General features: G+C 68.3%; 19 protein-coding genes and 1 pseudogene. 13 read left to right on the top strand and 7 right to left on the bottom strand.

Translation table 11 applies throughout. The annotated features are described in order from the left end of the window. Positions 1-51 precede the first annotated feature (51 nt). From ACUVWL_RS10370 to ACUVWL_RS10380, 3 genes are all read left to right on the top strand, one after another. Entirely contained in the window at positions 52-1,614 is a 1,563-nt protein-coding gene (locus ACUVWL_RS10370) for an MASE1 domain-containing protein (protein ID WP_445979150.1), read from the top strand. Between the two features lie 96 nt (positions 1,615-1,710). After that, a complete protein-coding gene (locus ACUVWL_RS10375) occupies positions 1,711-3,054 on the top strand; it encodes a diguanylate cyclase (protein WP_041863220.1) in 1,344 nt (447 codons plus the stop codon). A gap of 85 nt (positions 3,055-3,139) precedes the next feature. Beyond that, on the top strand, positions 3,140-3,601 hold the full coding sequence (locus tag ACUVWL_RS10380) for a bacteriohemerythrin (RefSeq protein WP_004151683.1): 462 nt from the start codon (positions 3,140-3,142) through the stop codon (positions 3,599-3,601). Here the strand turns inward: ACUVWL_RS10380 and ACUVWL_RS10385 are convergent. Together ACUVWL_RS10385 and ACUVWL_RS10390 are read right to left on the bottom strand one after the other, a co-directional pair. Continuing rightward, positions 3,582-4,883, bottom strand: a complete 1,302-nt coding sequence (locus tag ACUVWL_RS10385; protein ID WP_032961593.1) for an MFS transporter — start codon at positions 4,881-4,883, stop codon at positions 3,582-3,584. The two genes, ACUVWL_RS10380 and ACUVWL_RS10385, sit on opposite strands and share 20 nt — an antisense overlap. Before the next feature lie 200 nt (positions 4,884-5,083). Next, positions 5,084-6,581, bottom strand: a pseudogene (locus ACUVWL_RS10390) (aldehyde dehydrogenase). A gap of 103 nt (positions 6,582-6,684) precedes the next feature. Between ACUVWL_RS10390 and ACUVWL_RS10395 the strand changes: the two are divergent. The 6 genes from ACUVWL_RS10395 to ACUVWL_RS10420 all read left to right on the top strand — a co-directional run bounded on the left by ACUVWL_RS10395 (position 6,685) and on the right by ACUVWL_RS10420 (position 12,906). Next, the gene (locus tag ACUVWL_RS10395; protein ID WP_142234475.1) at positions 6,685-8,037 is read left to right on the top strand and encodes an aspartate aminotransferase family protein; all 1,353 of its coding nucleotides are present in this window, start codon (positions 6,685-6,687) and stop codon (positions 8,035-8,037) included. A 62-nt stretch (positions 8,038-8,099) separates the two neighbouring features. Beyond that, positions 8,100-8,978, top strand: a complete 879-nt coding sequence (locus tag ACUVWL_RS10400) for a hypothetical protein (RefSeq protein WP_014646555.1) — start codon at positions 8,100-8,102, stop codon at positions 8,976-8,978. A 124-nt stretch (positions 8,979-9,102) separates the two neighbouring features. Continuing rightward, positions 9,103-10,389, top strand: a complete 1,287-nt coding sequence (locus ACUVWL_RS10405; RefSeq protein WP_046429775.1) for a DUF445 domain-containing protein — start codon at positions 9,103-9,105, stop codon at positions 10,387-10,389. Between the two features lie 245 nt (positions 10,390-10,634). Continuing rightward, on the top strand, positions 10,635-10,949 hold the full coding sequence (locus ACUVWL_RS10410) for a DUF3649 domain-containing protein (RefSeq protein ID WP_046429774.1): 315 nt from the start codon (positions 10,635-10,637) through the stop codon (positions 10,947-10,949). Continuing rightward, positions 10,946-12,580: a PepSY-associated TM helix domain-containing protein gene (locus ACUVWL_RS10415; protein ID WP_445979151.1), complete on the top strand. Its 1,635-nt coding sequence runs from the start codon at positions 10,946-10,948 to the stop codon at positions 12,578-12,580. The genes ACUVWL_RS10410 and ACUVWL_RS10415 overlap by 4 nt, the downstream gene beginning before the upstream one ends. Then, positions 12,577-12,906 (top strand): DUF3325 domain-containing protein, encoded by a 330-nt coding sequence (locus ACUVWL_RS10420; RefSeq protein ID WP_046429772.1) that lies wholly within the window; start codon positions 12,577-12,579, stop codon positions 12,904-12,906. The genes ACUVWL_RS10415 and ACUVWL_RS10420 overlap by 4 nt, the downstream gene beginning before the upstream one ends. A 120-nt stretch (positions 12,907-13,026) precedes the next feature. Here ACUVWL_RS10420 and rlmKL read toward each other — a convergent pair whose 3' ends face one another. Next, the gene (gene rlmKL, locus ACUVWL_RS10425; protein WP_197574665.1) at positions 13,027-15,165 is read right to left on the bottom strand and encodes a bifunctional 23S rRNA (guanine(2069)-N(7))-methyltransferase RlmK/23S rRNA (guanine(2445)-N(2))-methyltransferase RlmL; all 2,139 of its coding nucleotides are present in this window, start codon (positions 15,163-15,165) and stop codon (positions 13,027-13,029) included. A 145-nt stretch (positions 15,166-15,310) separates the two neighbouring features. Then, positions 15,311-15,838 (bottom strand): alpha/beta hydrolase, encoded by a 528-nt coding sequence (locus ACUVWL_RS10430; RefSeq protein WP_032961606.1) that lies wholly within the window; start codon positions 15,836-15,838, stop codon positions 15,311-15,313. A gap of 72 nt (positions 15,839-15,910) precedes the next feature. On the opposite strand from ACUVWL_RS10430, the gene ACUVWL_RS10435 reads away from it, so the two are divergent. Continuing rightward, a complete protein-coding gene (locus ACUVWL_RS10435; protein WP_032961607.1) occupies positions 15,911-16,477 on the top strand; it encodes an N-acetylmuramoyl-L-alanine amidase in 567 nt (188 codons plus the stop codon). Positions 16,478-16,733: 256 nt separating this feature from the next. Here the strand turns inward: ACUVWL_RS10435 and ACUVWL_RS10440 are convergent, their stop codons facing one another. The 3 genes from ACUVWL_RS10440 to ACUVWL_RS10450 form a co-directional block, all read right to left on the bottom strand. Further along, positions 16,734-17,636, bottom strand: a complete 903-nt coding sequence (locus ACUVWL_RS10440) for a sulfurtransferase (RefSeq protein WP_046429767.1) — start codon at positions 17,634-17,636, stop codon at positions 16,734-16,736. After that, entirely contained in the window at positions 17,633-18,436 is an 804-nt protein-coding gene (locus tag ACUVWL_RS10445) for a CoA pyrophosphatase (RefSeq protein ID WP_032960242.1), read from the bottom strand. Before ACUVWL_RS10445 ends, ACUVWL_RS10440 begins: the two co-directional genes overlap by 4 nt. Before the next feature lie 177 nt (positions 18,437-18,613). Further along, positions 18,614-19,315 (bottom strand): FKBP-type peptidyl-prolyl cis-trans isomerase N-terminal domain-containing protein, encoded by a 702-nt coding sequence (locus tag ACUVWL_RS10450; RefSeq protein WP_014646545.1) that lies wholly within the window; start codon positions 19,313-19,315, stop codon positions 18,614-18,616. A 167-nt stretch (positions 19,316-19,482) separates the two neighbouring features. Between ACUVWL_RS10450 and ACUVWL_RS10455 the strand changes: the two genes are divergently transcribed. From ACUVWL_RS10455 to nth, 3 genes are read left to right on the top strand one after another with little or no spacing between them, the layout of a single operon-like run. Further along, positions 19,483-20,265, top strand: a complete 783-nt coding sequence (locus ACUVWL_RS10455) for an enoyl-CoA hydratase/isomerase family protein (protein ID WP_049407492.1) — start codon at positions 19,483-19,485, stop codon at positions 20,263-20,265. 4 nt (positions 20,266-20,269) lie between these two features. Further along, positions 20,270-20,623, top strand: a complete 354-nt coding sequence (locus tag ACUVWL_RS10460; protein ID WP_049442206.1) for a hypothetical protein — start codon at positions 20,270-20,272, stop codon at positions 20,621-20,623. After that, a complete protein-coding gene (gene nth / locus ACUVWL_RS10465) occupies positions 20,623-21,315 on the top strand; it encodes an endonuclease III (protein ID WP_445979152.1) in 693 nt (230 codons plus the stop codon). The genes ACUVWL_RS10460 and nth overlap by 1 nt, the downstream gene beginning before the upstream one ends. The last annotated feature ends 25 nt before the right edge of the window (positions 21,316-21,340 follow it).

The raw sequence follows: 21,340 nt of genomic DNA on the forward strand, positions 1-21,340 counted from the left end.
TGTCTGCGGAAGTGGTCAGTCATCATTGGCCGGGAGACGAGAGGCGCGGGCTTGGACCGATTCAAAGAAGCAATTGAACTGAGCTTCCGGATCCGACCCGTCGGAATCGCACTCGCGGCCGTCTACGCCCTGGGCTGCCTTGCCTCGCGTCAGTTCTCGCTGGATCAGTTCTTCCTGCCCGCGGGCATCCGGGCAGCGGCACTACTGATCGTCCCGACCCGCCTGTGGCCCTACCTGCTGCTTGGCGAGTACGCGTACTTCACAACCTTGCGCATTCCCATGATCGACACCTACGGCCTGGCCTGGGTCATCCTGGCCTCGACGCTGCTGATGCCGGTGGCGATGCTGGTGGTCTACCTGCATCGCATTAGAATGCCATCGGAGTCCGCCACCGGCCTCTGGTTGCTGTCGTTGACCTTCTGCATGGCGTTGTTCGTCCCGGCTCTCAATATGGGCATTTCATTTGCTCTGTGGTCGAACCCACCGCCGAGCAACCTGCTTAGCGCAGTTGATCGCACGATCTTTGGCCACTTCGCCGCCATCATCACCCTCGTGCCGTTGGCATTCCTCTGGTCGCGACGACACGCGGCCCCCAATTGGACGCGCCGCTTTGCTGCGCCTACGGTCACGGCCATCCTGGTGATGCTGGTCCTGGGCCTGTGCATGCAGCTTACGGCCATCAGCGCCCACACCACACGCACCCACCTGGTACTGCTGTCCTCCCTCCCAGCGATCGCCCTGACCTTCATGCATGGGTGGCGTGGCGCTGCCATCGCGATTCCGCTGTTGAACCTTCCACTCCATTTCGCCACACCCAGCACCGGCCTACCGTCCTCGTTCGACCTGGGCACCTTCGCCACCCAGCAGAACATGGCCGTGATGAGTGTCGCACTGCTCGCCCTGGGGTCCAGCATCAGCTATCACCATGAGCGTGCACGGTGCCGTGGACTGGCAGAGGAAACCACGTTGCGCCTGGCACGTAGTTCGCACCAGACCCGTGAGCGTGAGCTTCGCGAGCGCGCCTCCCATCTCAAGCAACTCGGCGAAGGCATGGACAGCTCGCTCGGCGAGATGGTCAGCTGGCTGAAGGCGCAGGGGCATCATGCGGTGGCCAACAGCCTGCAGCACGCCTCATCCGTGCACTCGCGGCTGTTCCGTGAACAGGCCAGTCTGGTCTACCCCACGGGGCTGGAGCAGGTTGGGCTGTATATCGCGCTGCGGGTTGGCGGCGCATGCGAAAGCTGGGACAACTCTCATCGCGTGATTCCGCCCCGGCTGGAGGGCAACCCCTGCCTGCTGACTGTCGACCTGCAGCTCGCCATCTATCGCTCGCTGATCGAGGCGGTGTCGCTGCTGCTGGAACTGGAGTCGGGACAGGTCAGCGTGCGCGCCCGGAGCGGCCAGGCGGGCGACCGGCGCGGCATCGTGGTGGTCGTTGGCCTGCTTGACCGCGGTCGCACGCTGTCGAACCGGACCGTTCAGCAGGCCATCGAGCGTCTGGCCGGCCGGATAATGGCCTACGGCGGCACGGTGCATTGCCGTGGCAACCGGCTCCGGCTCGTCCTGCACGAATCGCTTGCGGGTACAGCGGCGGCATTCGCATCGCCTGCCTGATCGGTGAACGACGCGCAGGGCACGCTGCTCCGGCTAAAGTTGCACCCGAAACCGCCGCTATCCGTGCCGAGTCCCTCCCTCGTGAGCCACCGCATCATGCCCGTCCTGCCGCAGGCCGCCGTCGATGGCGACCTGGCCGATCCGCTGCCGCAGCGGATCCTGCTGGTCGAAAACTCCCGTGCGTTCACCGGCATGCTGCGCGAGGCCATCGAGCAGCGCCTGGAACTGCCGGTGGTGATCGCTTCCACCCTGGCCGAGGCCGATCGCCTGCTGAGCGAGGATGGGGGCTGGTTCCTGGTACTGACCGGGCTGGTGCTGGCCGACGGCGACCGCGACGCGGTGGTCGAGTTCTTCCTCAGGCGCGGCCTGCCCACCGTGGTGGTCAGCAGCGTCTACGACGAGGATCTGCGCAAGCGCGTACTGCAGCAGCAGATCATCGACTACGTGCTGAAGAACACGCCGGGCAGCATCGACTACCTGGTGTGGCTGGTGCAGCGCCTGGAGCGCAACCGGCGCATTGCGGCACTGGTGGTGGACGACTCGCCGTCCGCGCGCGGCTATGCCGCCGCCCTGCTGCGCATGTACGGCCACGAGGTGCACGAGGCCGCTGACGGCAACGAGGGCCTGGCCGCGATCGACGCGCATCCTGCGATCCGCCTGGCCGTGGTCGACCAGGAAATGCCCGGCATGCAGGGCGTGGAGTTCACCCGCCGCCTGCGCACCCTGCGCTCGCGCGACAAGGTGGCGGTGATCGGCATTTCCGGTAACACCGACGCTTCGCTGATCCCGCGCTTCCTGAAGAACGGCGCCAACGACTTCCTGCGCAAGCCGTTCTCGCGCGAGGAGTTCTTCTGCCGGGTCTCGCAGAACGTGGATCAGCTGGAGCTGATCGGCACGCTGCAGGACCTGGCCACCCGCGACTTCCTCACCGGCCTGCCCAACCGTCGCTGCTTCCTGGAACAGAGCCAGCGCCAGCTGCCGCAACTGCAGCTGCATGGCCAGTGCGTGGCGGTGGCAATGATCGACATCGACCACTTCAAGCACATCAACGACACCTACGGTCACGAAGCCGGCGATGACGCGCTGCGCGCGGTGGCCGGTGCGGTGGCCGCGCATGCCCGCAGCCACGACCTGACCGCCCGCTTCGGCGGCGAGGAGTTCTGCCTGCTGGTGCCGGACATGGAGCAGGACGAGGCCCTGCTGTACTTCGAGGAACTGCGCCAGCGCATCGCCGCGCTGGAAGTGGACATCGGCACCGCCAGCCTGCGCATGACGGTGAGCATCGGCCTGTGCTGCCTGCGCCCGCAGCGCGATGCACTGCATCGGCTGATCTCCGAAGCCGACCGCCAGCTGTACCTGGCCAAGGCCGGCGGCCGCAACCGGGTCAGCTGCACCACGGTGGCCAGCCCGCTGCGCCCGCGCGAGCCCGCGCTGACCTGACCGGGCAGCCTTGATCCAGATCAACGCCGCGCCAGCGCGGCAGCTCTACAGTCAGCCCCGACATACGCATGAAGGGGAGCCGGGGATGGCACTACTGGTCTGGCAGGACGATCTGAACATCGGCATCGATGTGATCGACCAACAACACCGCCGCATCATCGAGATGCTCAACCATTTGCACGTGGCCCAGGCCAGCATGCAGCGTGCGGCAGTGGGCGAGGTGATCGACGAAGTGGTGGACTACACCATGTCGCACTTCGCGTTCGAGGAAGAACTGATGGAGGAAGCGGGCTATCCGTTCTGTGCCGCGCACAAGCGCGTGCATGAAGTCTTCATCAAGCGGGTATCGGAGTACCGCATGCGCTTCCAGGCCGGCGAGGACATCAGCGATGAACTGCGCACCATGCTCTCGCGCTGGTTGTTCAACCACATCCGCGGCGATGACCAGGCCTACGCCGAACAGGTCAAGGCGCACTTGAACCAGTTCGCCCGCGAACACCAGGGCGGCGGTTGGCTGGGGCGCACGCTCAAGCGCTTCTTTGGCTGAGCCGCAGCGCGCGCCGGTGCAGGGCCACCAGCGCGCACAGGGTCGCTGCCGCAGTCAGGCACAGGTAGTAGCCGACCGCGACCAGGCCGAAGCGTTCCGCCAGCCAGGTGGCCAGGTACGGCGCCGGCGCCGCACCCAGAATGCCGGCCAGGTTGAATGACAGCGAGGCGCCGGTGTAGCGCACTTCCACCGGGTAGATCTCGGCCAGGAAGGTGCCGCAGGGGCCGTAGGTCAGCCCCATCAGAAACAGGCCCAGGCACAGGAACGCCGTGACCAGCCAGGGACTGTGCGGCTGGAACAGCGGAGCGAACAGCACGCCGAAGCCGATGATCAGCACGCTGGCCACGATCATCGTGCGACGCGTGCCCCAGCGGTCGCCATAGCGCGCCGACAACGGGATGCCCAGCGCGAAGAACAGCATGCCGGCCATCTGCATCAGCAGGAACTGCTCGCGGCTGTAGCCCAGCACGGCGGTGCCATGGCCGAGGCTGAACACGGTCATCAGGTAGAACAGCACGAAGGTGGCGAACGCCCCCAGCGTGCCCAGCAGCATCGCCACCGGATGGTCACGCAGCACCGTCCACATCGGCAGCCGCACCGGCGCCTTGCGCTCCAGTGCCTGCTTGAAGTCGGGCGTCTCATGGATGTTCAGGCGCACCCACAGGCCCAGGCCGACCAGCAGCGCGCTGGCCACGAACGGAATACGCCAGCCCCACTGCAGGAAGTCGTCCTGGCTCAGGCAGCGGCCGAGCGCCAGGAAAATGCCCGCCGACAACAGGAAACCGATCGGCGCGCCCAGCTGCGGGAACATGCCGTACCAGGCGCGCTTGCCCGGCGGCGCGTTCTCGGTGGCCAGCAGCACCGCCCCACCCCACTCGCCGCCCAGCCCCAGGCCCTGGCCGAAGCGGCACAGCGCCAGCAGCGCGGGCGCCCACAGGCCAATCTGCGCGTGGGTCGGCAGCAGACCGATCAGCACCGTGGACAGGCCCATGGTCAGCAACGCGGCGACCAGGGTGGCCTTGCGGCCGATGCGGTCGCCGAAATGGCCGAACACCGCCGAGCCGACCGGCCGTGCGATGAACGCCACCGCGAAGGTCGCCAGTGACTGCAACAGCGCCGCCTGTTCGCTGCTGTCCGGGAAGAACAGGTGCGGGAACACCAGCACTGCGGCCGTGGCGTAGATGTAGAAATCGAAGAATTCGATGGTGGTGCCGATCAGGCTGGCCAACAGGACGCGGCGGGGAGAGTTCACGGGCGGTGCGGCAGCGGTGATCGTCGACATCGGCAACACGGGTAACGGCGGATCGCCCGATTCTGCCACGGGCCGGTGGCCGCACGGGACGATGGTTTCAGCCGACACCGATGCCAACGAGGGTGGCAGGCGCCATTGTTCTGCAGGTCCTCGCCCCTGCTCGACCACATTCCACGAAATGCAGCCGAGCATCGGCTCGGCTCTACATGTGGGCGCAAGCCCCGGCGCTGTTACAGCTGGATCCAGGTGGCCTTGATCTCGCTGTACTTGTCGAACGCATGCAGCGATTTGTCGCGCCCATTGCCGGACTGCTTGTAGCCACCGAACGGGGCGGTCATGTCACCGCCATCCCAGCCGTTCACCCAGACGCTGCCGGCGCGCAGCTGGCGTGCGACGCGGTGGGCGCGGCCCAGATCGCGCGTCCACAGGCCGGCGGCGAGGCCGTAGCGGCTGTCATTGGCCAGGCGCACCGCTTCGGCTTCGTCGTCAAAGCCGAGCACCGCCAGCACCGGCCCGAATACTTCCTCGCGCGCCAATGCCTGGTCGGGGCTCACCTGATCGAACACCGTGGGCTGCACATAACAACCGCCCGCCTCGACATCGGCGCGATGACCGCCCAGCAGCAGGCGGGCGCCCTCGCTTTCGGCACGCACGATATCCCCCATCACCTTGTCCAGATGCGCGGCATCCACCAGCGCGCCCATCGGTGCGTCGGCGTCAAGCGGGTGGCGCGGCTGCATGTGCTGGCCGTAGGCAACCACCTGGTGCACGAAATCCTCGCGGATCGAGCGCTGCACCAGCAGCCGTGACCCGGCAGTACAGACCTCGCCCTGGTTGAAGAAGATGCCCCGTGCCACCGCCTTCGCAGCGGCATCCAGATCGGGGGCATCGGCAAACACCACGTGCGGGCTCTTGCCACCACACTCCAGCCAGACCCGCTTGAGGTTGGACCGCCCTGAATACTGCAGCAGCCGCGCGCCGGTGGCCGTGGAGCCGGTGAACGCCAGCACGTCCACATCCATGTGCAGGGCCAACGGCTCACCGACGCGCGCACCGTGGCCCGGCAGCACGTTCAGCACGCCCTCCGGCAGGCCCGCTTCGGCGGCCAGCGCCGCCAGCCGCAACGCACTCAGGGGCGAGCGCTCGGAAGGCTTGAGCACCACCGAGTTGCCCATGGCCAATGCAGGCGCGATCTTCCAGCACGCCATCAGCAACGGGAAATTCCACGGCACGATCGCCGCCACCACGCCGGCGGGCTCGCGCGTGACCAGGCCCAGCTCATGCGGGCCGGTGGGCGCGACCTCACCGTACAGCTTGTCCACCGCTTCGGCCGTCCAGCGCAGGCAGCGCACCGCGCCGGGCAGGTCGATACGACGCGCATCACGCACCGGCTTGCCCATGTCCAGGGTTTCCAGCAGGGCCAGCTCGTCCGCGTGTTTTTCCACCAACGCCGCCAACGCCAGCAGCACGCGCTTGCGATGGGCCGGGCTGGCCTGTGACCAGTGGCCCGCATCGAAGGCACGCCGCGCCGCGCCCACTGCGCGCTCCACGTCCTGTGCATCGCAGTCGGCGCCCCCCCCCCAGCACGCGACCATCAATCGGGCTGATGCAGTCGAAGCGCGCGCCGCTGGCAGCGTCGGTGTAACGACCCTCGATAAAGGCCTGTCCGGGTATCGAAAGCTGCTGGGCCAGCGCCTGCCAGTGGCTGCGGTCGGGAAAGTCGGCCATGTCGGGCTCCTCGGAACAGTTTCCCCGGTTATACCGGCGCGGCCGCGACTCCACCGTGACGTGGCTGCGCTACATTTCCCCCATCGGACCCGATGGAGCTGGCATGAAGCGTTCCGCGAGCGACCTGCACGATCTGGCCACCCGACGCCCGGAGTCATTGGAGGCGTACTGGATGCCGTTCACCGCCAACCGCCAGTTCAAGGCTGCGCCGCGTGTGCTGGTGCGTGCCGAGGGCATGCACTACGAGGATGTCGACGGCCGCCAGATCCTCGATGGCACCGCCGGCCTCTGGTGCTGCAACGCGGGCCATGCACGGCCGCGCATCGTCGAGGCCATCGTCGAGCAGGCGCGCACGCTCGACTATTCGCCGGCCTTCCAGATGGGCTCGCCGCCGGCCTTCGCGCTGGCGCAGCGGCTGGCCGCCTTGGCGCCGGCCCCGCTCAACCATGTGTTCTTCACCAGCTCCGGTTCCGAGGCGGTGGATACCGCGATGAAGATCGTGCTGGCCTACCACCGCCAGCGCGGCGAGGGCCAGCGCACGCGCTTCATCAGCCGCGAGAAGGCCTACCACGGGGTGGGTTTCGGCGGCATGGCGCTGGGCGGGCTGCCCAACAACCGCAAGCCGTTCGGCCTGCAGCTGGGCGGCGTCGACTACCTGCGCCACACCCTGGACCTGCCGCGCAATGCGTTCAGCAGGGGCCTGCCGCGCCAGGGCGCGGAGCTGGCCGATGACCTGGAACGGCTGATCGCGCTGCATGATGCCTCGACGATTGCCGCCGTATTCGTTGAACCCATTGCCGGCTCAGCCGGGGTGATCCTGCCCGCACCGGGTTACCTGCAGCGCCTGCGCGAACTGTGCGACCAGCACGGCATCCTGCTGGTGTTCGACGAGGTCATCACCGGTTTCGGCCGGGTTGGGATGCCCTTCGCCGCGCAGCGCTTCGGGGTCACCCCGGACCTGCTGACCTTCGCCAAGGCGGTCAGCAACGGCGCGGTACCGCTGGGTGGCGTGCTGGCCAGCGACGCCGTGCATGCAACCCTGATGCAGGCACCGCCACAGGCCATCGAGCTTTTCCATGGCTATACCTGTTCGGGGCACCCGCTGGCCTGCGCCGCGGCGCTGGCGACGCTGGAGGTCTATGCCGAGGAGCGTCTGTTCGAGCGCGCCATCGAGCTGGGCGAGTACTGGCAGGAACGACTGCATGCGCTGCAGGGCCTGCCCAACGTGATCGACATCCGCAACTTCGGCCTGGTCGGCGCGGTTGAGCTGGCGCCTCGCCGCGATGCGCCGGGCAGCCGGGGCTACGAGGTCTACCGGCGCTGCTTCCACGACGGCCGACTGCTGGTGCGCTGCACCGGCGACATCATCGCGCTGTCGCCGCCGCTGATCGTGGACAAGGCGCAGATCGACCAGATCACCGGCACCCTGGGCGAGATGATCCGGGCCACCGCCTGAGCCGGGCCGATGGTGGCGAGCGGGTACAATGGGCGGTTCCGCTCCTGCTCGCTGCCGTGCCCATGGATATCGTCGTCAAAGAAGAACTCAAGGCCTACATCGACCCGCTGACCGCGGACGAACATGACGCGCTGGAGCGCAGCATCCTGGCCGAAGGCTGCCGCGATGCGCTGGTGCTGTGGGGGAATGTACTGGTCGATGGCCATAACCGTTTCGGCATCTGCCAGAAGCATGGCCTGCCCTTCAATACCGTGCAGAACACCCGCTTCCAGAGCATGGAAGACGTGCACCTGTGGATGATCGAACAGCATCTGGGCCGCCGCAGCGTGTCCGACTTCCAGCGCGGCGTGCTGGCGCTGCGCAAGCGTGACATCCTGGCCGCCCGCAAGCAGGTCGAGCAGGCGCAGCTGCAGCGCGAGAGCGATGGCACCGCCGACGTCGCCGATGAGACCGGTGAAGACAGTCCGCCGTGGGAACCGGCACCGAAGATCAGCCGCGCCGAGCTGGCGCGCGAAGCCAAGCTGAGCACCAGCCAGGTCGGCATGATCGAGCGCATCCACGCCCAGGCCGCCGCCGAGGTGGTGGAAGCGGTCAAGGCCGGCGTGATCTCGATCAGCGCCGCCGCCGCCGTGGCCGACCTGCCGGAAGAAGAGCAGCGCGCCGCCGCCGCCGGTGGCAAGGACGAGCTGAAGCAGGCCGCCAAGCGCGTGCGCGAGTCCAAGCGCAAGCCGCGCGCACCGAAGCCGGAAGCGGCCGAGATGGACTTCGAGGAACCGGACGAGGAGCAGATCGCCAGCCGCGACGCCGAGGTGCTGTCGGCGCTGGAACAACTGGGCGAGGATGCCCCGGCACTGCGCCGCCGCGTCGTCGCGCTGACCCGCGAGAACGACACCCTGCGGGCGCAGCTGGCTGCGTTGCGCAAGCAACTGGAAGCGCTGTAAGCGCTCTCGACGCGCTTCTGTAGAGCCGAGCCCATGCTCGGCTGCTCTTTGCCACGCGCAAGGCAGCCGAGCATGGGCTCGGCTCTACAGGCAGGCGTCACCGGGCTGCGGTTAGACTTCCGGCATGACGCCTGCCCACGATCCGCGCCGCGCTCAGCTGCGACGCCTGAAAGCCCTCGCACTGGGCCTGCTGCTGTTGATGCTGGCCGGATTCGCAGTCAGCCACTGGCAGGGCGAACGCGGCATCTGGGCCTGGGTCTCGGCGTTCTGCGAGGCCGCAGCCGTGGGCGCACTGGCCGACTGGTTCGCCGTCGTTGCGCTGTTCCGGCGCCCGATGGGCCTGCCGATTCCGCACACTGCGATCATCCCGCGCAGCAAGGAACGCATCGGCGACAGCCTCGCCCTGTTCGTGCGTGACCAGTTCCTGGAACCGCAGGTGCTGCTGGCCAAGCTGCAGGTGTTCGATCCGGCCAGCCGCCTCGGCAGTTGGCTGGCCGACCCGGCGCGCTCGCGGATGCTGGCCGACATGGCACGCGGCTGGGCCCTGCAGGCACTGGACTTCTTCGACGAGACAGCGGTGCGCCGGCAGCTGCATGCGTTCGTGGTGCAGCAGCTGCGGCAGTGGAATGCCGCCGCCACCGCCGGTGAGCTGCTTGCCCTGCTGACCGCCGACGGGCGCCACCAGCGCGTGCTGGACGAGGGCCTGCAGCGGCTCGGCCGCTGGCTGGAACAGCCAGAAGTGAAGGAACGCGCCTCGCAGTTGATCGTGCGCTACATCCAGCGCGAATGGCCGACGCTGTCGAGCACGGTGAACTGGGTGAAGCCGATCGATGAGATCGGCGACAGCCTGGCCGAGCGCCTGGCGCGGGCGGTGCTGGAAGAACTGCAGCAGGTATTGGCCGAGCCGCAGCATCCGCTGCGCCAGGACTACGAGACCTGGCTGCAGAACTACGTGCAGCGCCTGCGCGAGGACCCGGCCCTGGCCGAGCGCATCGAACAGCTCAAGCGGGAAATGATCGACCACCCCGCCCTGCAGGACTACGTGCAAGGGCTGTGGGCGCGCATCCACGCCAGCCTGCGCGACGACCTGCAGCGCGAGGACTCGGCGCTGGTCGGACACCTGCAGCGCAGCCTCGCCTCGCTGGGCGCCAGCCTGCAGGCCGACCCGGCCCTGCGCGAGGCCCTCAACCAGCACCTGCTGGAAGGTGCGCAACGCCTGACCGGCCGCCTGCGCGAGGGTGTGACCACGCATATCGCGCAGACCGTGAAGGGCTGGGACGAGCGCCATCTGGTCGAACAGCTGGAACTGAGCGTGGGCCGCGACCTGCAGTTCATCCGCTTCAACGGCACGCTGGTGGGTGGGCTGATCGGCCTGTTGCTGCATGCGGCGACAGTGGTGTTCAGGTTCTAGGCCTCGGTGCGCCCCCGGATCATCATGCTTGATTCATAAAATGCGAATGCCTATCATTTACTGATCGGTTGTACGCTTAGCCAAGCGGGCGCGGAAGACGCGCCCATCGCCCGTGTACATCCCCGACCTCTGGATTGCCCGCCTGCGCGGGCAGTGCTTCGTCGATGGGACACGCTGGGCGACATGCGCAGGGCGCAAGGGGGCCGCGGACGCGTTCCATCCCCTCCCCTACCTGCAGGAACGCCGTGGACCGCTCGCCCGCAACCGCCAGCCCCCGCACCTTCTTCTCCAATCCACGCTGGGGCGTGCTGTCACGCTCGCTGGCCGCGATCTTCGGCGGCTACGCGCTGGCTTCGGCCACCAGCGTGTTCTGCGCGGTGGCGCTGCCCGGTGCGCGCGGCCAGGCCGTGCTGACCGGCATGCTGCTGGCCATCCTGGTGGCCGCCTGCGCAGCGCTGTGGGCGTTCGCGACCCGCAGCGCGCTGCGCGCCTGGGTGGGCATCCTCGCGCCCGCGCTGCTGATGGCCGCCATTGCGCGCCTGCTGGGGGCCTGGGCATGAAGAACGGCTTCCGCCAGTCGATGGCCTGGCTGCACACCTGGACCGGCCTGCTGGTCGGCTGGTTGCTGCTGCTGATCTTCATGGCCGGCACGGCCAGCTACTACCGCGAGGAAATCAGCCGCTGGATGCGACCGGAACTTCCGTCCAGCCAGGTCAGCATCGATGTCGCCGCGCAGCGCGCCGTGGATTACCTGCAGGCCAATGCGGCGCAGGCCGGGAACTGGTTCGTCACCCTGCCGCAGCCGCGCAACCCGGCCATGCAGATGTTCTGGCGGTTGCCACCGGAGCTGGCCGATCCCAGTCGCGGCCGTCGCGGTGGCTTCGGCGAAGCCACGCTGGACCCGAATACCGGCCAGGCACTGAAGGCACGCGAAACGCGGGGCGGTGATTTCTTCTACCGCCTGCATTTCGACCTGCACTACATCCCGGTGCTGTGGGCGCGCTACCTGGTCGGCTTCTGCGCGATGTTCATGCTGGTGGCGATCATCACCGGCGTCATCACCCACAAGAAAATCTTCAAGGACTTCTTCACGTTCCGCAAGGACAAGGGCCTGCGTTCCTGGCTCGATTTCCACAACGTCAGCGCGGTGATGGCCCTGCCCTACCACGCGATGATCACCTACACCGGCATCGTCACCCTGATGGTCATGTACCTGCCGTGGGGGGTGAAAGTCGCCTACCCGCAGGACGAAGACAAGTTCTTCAGCGAAGCCTTCGGTGGCATGCCGGAGGTGACCGCGCCGGCCGAAGGCCGCGCCACCCCGCTACCGATCGCGCAGCTGTTGGACAGCGCGCGTGCGCATTGGCACGGCGTGGAAGTGGCCGGCTTCACCGTGTCCAATCCGGGCGCAGCCAACGCCGTGATCGACATCCGCCAACGCGACGGCAAGCGCCTGTCCACCGACACTCCCGCCGTTCGCTACGACATGGTAAACGGCGCGCTGCTGGAAGAGACGCCGCCGTCCGGCGGTGCCACCGCCACCCGTGGCGTGCTGTACGGCCTGCACCTGGCGCGCTTCGCCGATTGGGGCCTGCGTGCACTGTTCTTCCTGTCCGGCCTGGTCGGCTGCCTGATGGTCGCCAGCGGCGTGGTGCTGTGGGCGGTGAAGGAACGGCCCAGGCATGCCAAGAGCGGCCGCACCGGCTTCGGCCTGCGCCTGGTCGATGCGCTGAACATCGGCACCGTGGCCGGCCTGCCGATCGCCTTTGCGGCCTACTTCTGGGGCAACCGCCTGCTGCCGCTGGACATCGCCGGGCGCGCGAGTGCGGAGGCCAACGTCTTCTTCTACGCCTGGGGCGGCGCGCTGCTGGCCGCCTTCATCTGGCCGAAGCGGATGATGTGGGCGTGGCAGCTGTACCTGGGTGCGGCTGCGTTCGCGCTGGTACCGGTGGTCAACGCGCTGACCACGCACGCGCATCTTGGCGTCACATTGCGCAGCGGTGACTGGGTACTGGCTGGCGTCGATCTGTCGATGATCGCGTTCGGTGCGATGCTGGCGCTGTGCGGCTGGCGCATGCAGCGCTGGACGCCACCGCTGAGCGCGGCCGAGAAGAAGAAGCGCGCCGCCGCAGCAGCACCCAGGGCCCCGGTGGACGCTGCGGAAACCGCCGAAGCGGAGGCCAGCGCATGATGCTGCTGGCACTGGCCCTGTCGTTCTCCGCGTTCACCGCGTTGTCGCTGGCGATGGAAAAGCACCAGCACGACCTGCACGGCAGCGCCGCAGCCACGCCCGCACGGCGCACCCAGTGGCGCGTGCTGGGCTGGGCCCTGCTGACGGTGGCGTTCGCGCTGTGCGTGATCGACCACGGCTGGGCGATGGGCCCGGTGCTGTGGCTGGGCACGATGACACTGGGCGGTCTGGCGCTGTCGTTCGGGCTGTATCCGTACCGGCCGAAGTGGATCGCGGCGTTGGCGATCGTGCTGCCGGTGCTGGGGCTGGTGGTGGCGGTGCTGTAGCCGGGCCACCGGGGTCGGATCCCTTTCGCGAAGCGCAAGGGCTCTGACCCCTGGTGCGTAGATCCGGATGGGGTCAGAGCCCCTGCCCTTCGCGCAGGGGATCCGACCCCGGGCGTCGCGTTACCCCAACCGCTTCAATTCCCACGCGCGGTGGATGCGCGCGTTGCGCTCGAAGTCCGGGCCGATGGTGCGCGCGGTGATCTCGCGGCACTGGGCGAATTCGGCGATGGCGTTCTCTTCCAGCTTGAAGCGGCGGAAATTGTTGGAGAAGTACAGCACGCCGCCCGGCGCCAGCCGCGCCACGGCTGCACGCAGCAGCTTGATCTGCTCGCGCTGCACGTCGAAGTCATCGGCGCGCGCGGAGTTGGAGAAGGTCGGCGGGTCACAGAAGATCACGTCGTACTGGCCACGGTCGCCCTCCAGCCACGCCATCGCGTCGGCCTGCACCAGCAGGTGCTGGTTGCCGCCCTGCCCGTTCAACGCCAGGTTGTCGTAGCACCACTGCAGGTAGGTCGCCGACAGATCGACGCTGGTGGTGCTGGCGGCACCGGCCACCGCCGCCTGCACGCTGGCCACGCCGGTGTAGCAGAACAGGTTGAGGAAGCGCTTGCCACGTACCTGCTCGGCCATCATCCGGCGCAGCGGGCGGTGGTCGAGGAACAGGCCGGTGTCCAGGTAGTCGAACAGATTCACCTGCAGCAGTGCATTGTTCTCGCGCACCACGATGAATTCGTCACGCTGCTCAAAGCGGCCGTACTTGCTGCCGCCCTTGCCGCGCTCGCGCGACTTCATCGAGACCTGCTCGGGCGGCACGCCGAACACTTCGCGCGCAGCGGCCAGCAGCTCGTTGCGGCGGCGGCGCACGTCGTTCTCGGGAATGGCAGCCGGTGCGGCGTATTCCTGCACGTGCAGGAAGGTACGGCGCTTGCCGCCGTCTTCCTCGTAGACGTCGATGGCGGCCGCGTACTCCGGCAGGTCGGCGTCATAGGCGCGGAAGCAGGTGATGTCTTCGCGGGCACGCCAGCTCTTGAACTTCTTCAGGTTCTTGCGCAGGCGGTTGGCCACCATCTGCGCGCCTTCGCTCAGCTCGCGCGGCTGTGCCGGATCACGGCCCGGCACGGCGATCGGGTCGCAGACGATCAGCGCACACTCCAGCGCACCATTGAACATCTGGTACTTCTTGCCGGCGCGCAGGCCGGTGGCGAAGGCCAGTTCGTCGTTGCCGCACAGCAGGCTGGCGCGCCACTGCGGCACCGCCTTCTGCAGGGCGTTGCCCAGCGCGCGGTACAGCGCCGGATCGGCGGCCAGGCGTTCGTCGTACGGCGGGTTGCAGACCACCGCACCGATCTCCTGTTCCGGCGCGGCCAGGTCGGCCACGTCGGCGCGGGTGAAGCGGATCGCGTGGGCGACGCCCGCGACCTCGGCATTCTCGCGTGCCGCCTGGATCGCGGTCGGGTCGATGTCGCTGCCGTGGATGACCGGCTTCAGCGCGGCCAGGCCAGCGGCCTCACGGTCACGCGCTTCGCTCTGGATGGTCTTCCAGACGGACTTGTCGAAGCCCAGCCAGCGGCTCGGCGGCAGGCTGCCATGACGCATCAGGCCGGGAGCGACGTCGGCGGCCATCAGCGCACCTTCGATCAGCAGGGTACCGCTGCCGCACATCGGATCCAGCAGGCCACCACCGGCAGCGTGCAGGCGCGGCCATTGCGCGCGCAGCAGCAGCGCGGCGGCCAGGTTTTCCTTCAGCGGTGCCTCGTGGGCAGCACCACGCCAGCCACGGCGATGCAGCGGGCCGCCGCCGAGATCGATCGACAACGAGGCACGGCCCTTGCGCAGCGACAGGTTGACGCGCACATCGGGCAGATCGGTGTTGACCGAGGGGCGTTCCAGGCCTTCATCGCGCATGCGGTCGACGATGGCGTCCTTGATCCGCTGCGCGGCGAAGCGGGCGTGGGTGATCTTGTCGCCGGACACGTGCGCGTCCACCGCCAGGGTCATCTCCGGCGTGATGTGCTCGTGCCACGGCAGCGCACGCACGCCGTCATACAGGGCCTGCTCATCCGGGCACTCGAACTCGTCGATGGGCCACAGCACGCGGCTGGCCAGGCGCGACCACATCACGATCCGCAGCGCCTGCGCCAGTTCGCCCTCGGCGTTGACGCCGGCAATGGTGGCAGTGGCCTTGCCAAGGCCCAGGGCCGACAGTTCATCGGCAAGCAGGTATTCCAGGCCCTTGGCGCAGGAGACGAAGAATTTCACGGGATCGGTTCGCAGGTGGTCGGGCGCGGCACAGGGGCCGGGCCGGTCGGAAAGGAGGGCCGTAGGCACGGCCGGCAGGCCCGCGCCGGGGGCGGCGGGGCTGCCATTGTAGTCAATGCGGGCGGGCGCGCCGTGCGCCCGGGCTTCACAGTTGCCGCAGCAAGCGCTCGAAGGCCTGCGCGGAAGCCTCCACGTGGCGCTCGAGGCGGTGGCCGTCGTCGACCAGCAGCAGCTGCGCCGAGCGCGCCTGCGCCCACGCGATCACTCCCGCTGCTGGCACCACGTCGTCATGCCAGGCCTGGACCACGGTGGTCGGCACGGCGGCGGCATCCAGCGCCGGCATCGGGCCCATCGTGGTCGGCGGCACCATCAGGAACAGGCCGGCCACCGGTACCTGCAAGGAGGCGATGGCGGAGATGTAGGCGCCCAGGCTGGAGCCGGCCAGCACCACCGGCCCCTGCCGGGCCGCGATGGCGGCGCGCTCGACCAGGCGGCGCAGGCGGGTCGGCACGTCGCCTACCCGGCTGACCTCGCTCATCGCGTCCAGGTCGGTGTAGTCCGGGCGCTCATGGGTCCAGCCCAGGCGCTGCGCCACGTCGGCCAGCGCGGTGACCTTGGTCGCTTCCGGGCCGCTCTCGAAGCCATGCGACAGGATGCAGTGGCCGCGGCTCATGCACGTGCTCCGTGCGAGCGGGCCAACGAGGAAAGAGAAGGCAGGTTCATGCCGCAATGCTAGCATCGCCGGATGCCCAACCCGCTCCTGCCCGGCCTGCAGCTGCAGCCCCTGCCCTACCACGACCGACTGCCGCTGCGCGACCCGGCCACGCTGGAGATGGTGGTGATCCACTGCACCGAGCTGCCCGATCTGGCGACGGCCCGCGAGTACGGCGAGCGCGTGCTGTACGACAGCGGCGCCGGCAACAGCGGGCACTTCTACATCGACCGCGATGGCAGCGTGGTGCAGTACGTGGCACCGGAACGCGTGGCCCATCACGTGCGCGGCATGAACGCGCATACGCTGGGCATCGAGCTGGTCAATACCGGGCGCTATCCGGACTGGTTCGACAGCCGCCACCAGGCGATGGACGAGGCGTACACCGAGGCACAGCTGCAGGCGCTGGAACAGCTGCTGCTGGCGCTGGTGGCGCACTACCCGTCGCTGCGACGGATTGCCGGGCATGACCAGCTGGACCTGGAACGGGTGCCGGCCAGCGACGATGCGACGTTGACGGTGGCGCGCAAGCGCGATCCGGGGCCGCTGTTCCCGTGGGCGCGGGTGCTGGCGAAGGTGCCGTTGCAGCCGGTTGGGTAAGCGGCAGGGCTGCGCCCTGCACCCGCAGAGGCAACGGCAACGTCAACGTCAAACGCTGGCATTCCGTGGGATGGCGGGGTGGGTCCGGTTGCGGACACCCCCGCAACCGGCCCCACCCCGCCTTCGACAGTTCTCCGCGATCCTTCGAATCGACACGGGGTTGGATCCCGTTGCTACGCAACGGGCTCTGACCCGATTTTCGGTTGATGGGGTCAGAACCGTTCTCCGTTGGAAAACGGATCCGACCCCGCGCGGCTCAGGCGCCGGTCGCCACCGGGCGGCTGCTGTCGCTGACCCACCCGCTCCAGGAGTCGGCGTAGATGCGCGCGCCGGACAGGCCCGCCGTTTCCATCGCCAGCAGCAGATGGCAGGCGGTCACGCCGGAGCCGCACATCAGCACCACCTGCTGCGGATCGCGGTTGCCGATCACGCCCTGCAGTTCGGCGCGCAGCGCCTGTGGGTCGCGCAGGTGGCCATCGAGTACGTTCAAGGCGAACGGGCGGTTGACCGCGCCCGGCACGTGGCCGGCGACCGGGTCCAGCGGCTCGACGTCACCGCGGAAGCGCTCACCCGCGCGCGCGTCGACCAACCAGCCCGGCGCGTGCTTCAGCCGTGCGCTGATTTCATCGGCGTTGGCGATCTGGGTGGTGTCGAAACGGCCCGGGTAGGCAGGTAACGCCGTCACTTCAGTCGGCCCGCTCGCCAGCGCGTGACCGGCGGCCTGCCAGGCGGCAATACCGCCGTCGAGCACGGCCACCCGGGTGTGCCCGATCAGCCGCAGCAGCCACCACAGGCGCGAGGCGGCCATGCTGCCGTCGCTGCCGTCGTAGACCACCACCTGGGTTTCGGGACCGATGCCCCACGTACCGAGCTTCGCGGCGAACGCATCGCTGTCCGGCAGCGGGTGCCGGCCATGGCCGCTTCGGGTCAGATCCGACAGATCACGGTTGAGATCGGCATGCACCGCAGTCGGTATGTGCCCTGCCAGATACTGGCCGCCCGCAGCCTGCGGATCGGCCAGCGAAGCACGCGCATCGACCACGCGCACGGCGGTGCTGGCGGTGGCACGCGCGTCGACGACGCGCACGCCTGCGCCCAGCGCAGCGGCAAGGGTGGTGACATCGACCAGGGTGGTCCACGGCGGATCGATCGGCTTCATTTCACTTGCTCCAGGCGACGACGCAGGTTGTAGAGAATGGCGGCGGTCGCGCCCCAGATGCGCTGCCCCGGCCAGCCATACTCCAGGACGTGGCGGACCCGGCCGCGATGAGTGATTTCGACCTGGCGCAGGCTGTCGGGCGCCATCAGATAATCCAGCGGCACCTCGAACACTTCGGCCACTTCGCTGGGCTGCGGCACCGGCACGAAATCCGGGTCGACCACCGCTACCACCGGCGTGACCCGGTAGCCGGTGATGGTGACGAAGGGATCGAGATACCCCAGCGCCTGCACCTGGCCGGGCGCCAATGCGATTTCTTCCTGGCTCTCGCGCAGCGCGGCCGCCAATGCGTCGCGGTCATCGGGTTCGGTGCGGCCGCCGGGGAATCCGACCTGGCCCCCGTGCGTGCGCAGGGTTTCGGTGCGGCGGGTCAGGATCACCTGTGCGCCGTTGGCGCGCGGGACGATGCCGGCCAGCACCGCAGCCTCCACCGGAGGCCCGGGCGGCAGCAGGTCGATCAGCTCACTGCGGTTCCAGCCGTCGCCGGCCGGCGGTTGGGCCAAGGGGTGCAGCGCGCGCATCAGTCGCTCGTGGTCGGCCAGCGAGCCACGCAGCGATTGCTGCAGTTGTTCGCGCAGGGGCTGCACGCGGTGCAGGATGCGGCTGCGTTCCTCGTTGCTCATCGACGACCACCGCGCGATCTCATCGATATGCCGCGCGCAGCCGGTGCATTGCCGGTACGGATCCAGCGTGCACACTCCGATGCAGGGACTTGCGACAACACGCGCCGTTTCTTCCATTGTTTGCACCCGGCAACAGTAGCGCGATCGGGCTGAATTTGCGCGGGTGGCCCGGCCCAACGGTAGAGTCGACTGTCAGTCGACGCTCGCGCGCAGCGCGGGCGTTTCACCGCCAGGGGCTGCACAAACAGAAACGCGCCGGTGGGATCACCGGCGCGTTTCGTTTGCTGTTTCGATTTACTTGACGCTGACCAGCTTGATCTCGAACTGCACAGCCACGTTCGGCGGGAACGGGGTGCGCGGGTCGGCACCGTAGGCCTGGTCCGGCGGCAGGGTGACTTCCCACTTCGAGCCGGCCGGCATCTGCAGCAGGGTCTCGCGCATGGCCTTCATTTCAACTTCGCTGACCTTGATCGACGGGATCTGCTGGGCAGGGCGGGCTTCGGTCGGGCGCTGGCCGTACGGGAACGGACCGGCCACCTCCAGCTGCACGGTGCTGGCCTGGGTCGGCTTGGCGCCCTTGCCGGCTTCGATCACGCGGTACTGGACGCCGCTCGGCAGGGACTGCACGCCGGCCTTGGCCTTGTTCGCCGCGATGAACTGATCGCTCTTGGTCTTGTTTTCGGCAGCCGCCTTTTCGTACTCGGCCTTGGCAGCCTGGGCACGGCCCTGCTCGCGCTTCTGGAACGCTTCAACGGCCGGCTTCAGCTGCTCGGCGGTGATCGCCGGCTGCTTCTTGGCGTAGGCATCCTGCAGGCCCTTCACCACCGAGTTGATGTCCAGCTGCTCACCGCGACCGGTCAGCTCCGCCAGGTTGTTGCCGTAGTCGTAACCGAAGTAATAACTCAGCTTGCCCTTCTCGGACGCGATGTCCTGGGCGAAGGCATTGCCCGTCAGGGCCAGGGCCGCGACGGCGACCGCGATAGAACGCAACTTCATCAAACAGTTCTCCAGGGGTGGTAACTCAGGGACGTTCTTCGCCGCCCTGAGGCGACGGGTTAGGATAACGGGCACAACGTGTAACCGCTACTCACGATGCAGGCTATGACCCGTCTGCGTTTGCAGAGTTCAATATCACTTTTTTTTAACGTTCCAGGAGTTTCCCCGTGGCCGATGCCCTGATCGCTGTTGCCGACGAAGGCGCCATCCGCACCGTGACCGTCCAGCGCCCGGACAAGCTCAATGCCCTGAACGCCGCGACCCTGCAGGCGCTGGCCGATGCCTTCAGGGACGCCGCTGCCGATCCGGAGGTGCGCGTGGTGGTGTTGACCGGGGCGGGCCCGAAGGCCTTCGTGGCCGGTGCCGACATCGCGGAAATGAACACCCTCAGCGCCGTTCAGGGACGTGATTTCTCGCTGCTGGGCCAGGCCCTGATGCGCCAGATCGAACGCATGCCCAAGCCGGTCATCGCGCGCGTGAACGGATTCGCGCTGGGCGGCGGGCTTGAGCTGGCGATGGCGTGCCACCTGCGCATCGCCGCCGATACCGCCAAGGTCGGCCAACCGGAAATCAATCTCGGCCTGATTCCCGGCTTCGGCGGCAGCCAGCGCCTGCTGCGCCTGTGTGGCCGCGCCGCCACCCTGGAGCTGTGCCTGTTGGGGGCGCCGATCAACGCCGCGCGTGCGCTGGAGCTGGGCATCGTCAACGAAGTCGTGCCGGCTGACGCGCTGGACAACCGCGTGCAGGACGTCGCCCGCCAGCTGGCACGCTCAGCACCGCTGGCCCTGCGTGGCCTGCTCGACGCGGTGCACGTGGGCGGCGAGTGCAGCCTGGAGGCCGGGCTGGAATACGAAAGTGCGCAGTTCGGCCTGCTGTTCGCCACCGAGGACATGCGTGAAGGCACCAGTGCCTTCCTGCAGCGCCGCCCGCCGGCCTTCCAGAACCGCTGACGCCATGGCATCCCGACCCAACCCCGCGCAGTTGTTCGCCCGGGTCCAGGCAGACGATCTCGATGGCGCCCTGCAGGCGGGGCTGATGGACTACGTCGCCCGAGCCGGCGACGAACAGCTGCTGCCTGGCCACCCGGACCTTCCGCAGCGGCTTCAGCAGGCCCAGCAGCAACTGCGTACGGCCTGGGCCGCACGCGAACGCTATCGCGCCCGCGCGGTGCGCCTGGCCCGCCGCGAAGCCGAGCGCGATGCACGTCGCACCCCGCCCCCGGCGCCGGACGTGAAGCCCCCCCTGCCCGCCGCGGCGGCCGCGATTCTCGCCCGGGCCAAGGCCCGCGTCACCGGCAAGGAGCCGTAATGGCCACCGCGAAGAAGACTGCCCGCGCACCGGCGCGGCGCGGCGGCCGCATGCCGCGCGCCGACGTGGTGGAAATGTTCACCCGCCTGCGCGAGCTCAATCCGCACCCGAAGACCGAGCTTGAGTACAGCTCGCCGTTCGAACTGCTGGTGGCCGTGGCGCTGTCCGCCCAGGCCACCGACGTCGGCGTCAACAAGGCCACCCGCCGCCTGTTCCCGGTCGCCAACACGCCGGCGAAGATCCTCGCGCTCGGTGAGGATGGCCTGAAGCCGTACATCGCCACCATCGGGCTGTTCAACGCCAAGGCGAAGAACGTGATCGCCACCTGCGCGATCCTGCTGCAGAAGTACGGCGGCGAAGTGCCGCGCGACCGCGAAGCGCTGGAAGCGCTGCCCGGTGTGGGCCGCAAGACCGCCAACGTGGTGCTCAACACCGCCTTCGGCGAGCCGGTGATGGCGGTGGATACGCATATCTTCCGCGTCTCCAACCGTACCGGCCTGGCCCCCGGCAAGAACGTGCGCGAAGTGGAGGACACGCTGATGAAGGTGATTCCGGCCGAGTTCCTGCTCGACGCGCACCATTGGCTGATCCTGCATGGCCGCTACGTGTGCAAGGCGCGCAAGCCGGATTGCCCGGGCTGCGTGATCGCCGACCTGTGCCGGTTCAAGGAAAAGACCACAGCCGAGACGTGACGCGGATCGTGTTGTGACGAAACGA

The sequence above is a fragment of the Stenotrophomonas muris genome (assembly GCF_052751275.1).